Raw genomic sequence first — 1,370 nt, 5'->3', positions numbered from 1 at the left:
TTATGATCAACATTTACTAAAAGTAATGGCAGCATGATTTAAATATTTAGAGCGGATTTATCACTTATAAAACTGAATTGAGTGGTCTAATTAACGGAACCACCTCATTACATACCGACCTTAAATCATGAACAATCAAATAAGGATGAGAAAATTCTATTATTGCATTTTCAATTATTACATGAACAAAAATTAGATCGATTTAAAAAATTTGAGTCTTATTTAAAGCAATTATTAAATCAGAGTTTTGCTCATCAAGTACAAGCAGGTTGGATTTGTCTTGAAAATGCCAATCAGTTTTATCACCCCAAATTAAAAAATCATTTACAGATTTTAAATAAAGAACTTGAACTTTATCAATATTACGCTTTAAACCCAGAAACTACATCTAGAGATGGTTTGATACTATCTCAACCTTCATGACGCTAATTGGATATTATTATGAATAGTCAAGTTAATAACCCCTTATATCAACAATTTGTAGAATTGGTGAATACCACTTCTTCTGGTGTCATAGAGCAATGTGTAGAACCACTAAGTAAAACACTTAGTGAATCACAAAAAGAAATCAGTAAAATTCAGCAATATGCTCATCAATTAGGGCAACAGTATGTCGATATGCAAAAAATTGTAGAAACGACAACTCATCAGATTTTAGATCAGACCATTCAACCTGTAATATTACAGTTGAATGAGCTTAGCCCTGAATTATCTCAAGCTGCTCAAGCAGTGTCTGGAGCTCAGCAAGTTGTAGAAAAACTACAGCAACATTCTTCAGATATTAAAAATAAACATGAACTACTAGATTCTGTAGTTGCTGAAGCAACACAGAAAATTTTAAAAGACATTATTACGCCTATTCAAAAAGATCTAGCTGAAACATTACCAGCATTAGAGAAGGCTGCAGTTGTTGTAATTCAACTAGAGCAATTTACAAAAGAGCTGGATGGACTTGTAATACAGCTCAACCAGAGTAATCAGCAGTATGCACAAGCATTAAATAAAACAGAGAATGAAATTCAGCAAAAAATTTCACATGCTGAAGAAAAGTTAGATCGTCTGCAACATGCATTGATATTACAAATGCAGACTTTGCAAAATCAACTACAGGAGCATGTCAATGCTAATGTATTAACAGTTCAAGAAGCTCATAGCGCATTAAAGACAAACTCAGTACAAAATGCAGCAAGCTTAATGACAAAGATGGAAACTTTTGGTGAACGATTAAATACAAATGTGGATAGTCAATTAAATAAGCAAGAGAAAAAATTAGAAAGAGGTGGTCCCACATGTTTGAACAACTAAAAGCTTATTTATAAGTGATATTCTGCTCTAGTTAAGCTACCTTATTTTGTTGTGGTAGCTGATCA

The 1,370-nt window shown here is 32.3% G+C and carries 2 protein-coding genes; both read left to right on the top strand.

All coding sequences use genetic code 11. The features are described from left to right. The first annotated feature begins 162 nt into the window (after nucleotides 1-162). Nucleotides 163-423 (top strand): hypothetical protein, encoded by a 261-nt coding sequence (locus F973_RS01195; protein WP_004759011.1) that lies wholly within the window; start codon nucleotides 163-165, stop codon nucleotides 421-423. A gap of 18 nt (nucleotides 424-441) precedes the next feature. Continuing rightward, nucleotides 442-1,305 carry a hypothetical protein gene (locus F973_RS01190; RefSeq protein ID WP_004759010.1) on the top strand — a complete coding sequence of 288 codons (864 nt, stop codon included), beginning with the start codon at nucleotides 442-444 and terminating at the stop codon, nucleotides 1,303-1,305. Nucleotides 1,306-1,370: the final 65 nt, after the last annotated feature.

This window comes from Acinetobacter sp. CIP 102129, assembly GCF_000368305.1.
GTDB lineage: Bacteria > Pseudomonadota > Gammaproteobacteria > Pseudomonadales > Moraxellaceae > Acinetobacter > Acinetobacter parvus.
Note: the sequence above shows the minus strand (reverse complement) of the source record. Positions and strands in the feature narration are given on the sequence as shown.

Bases quoted from the DNA above. Each gene is read 5' to 3' on its own strand.
- F973_RS01190 (WP_004759010.1), top strand. From the start codon at position 442: ATGAATAGTCAAGTTAATAACCCCTTATATCAACAATTTGTAGAATTG.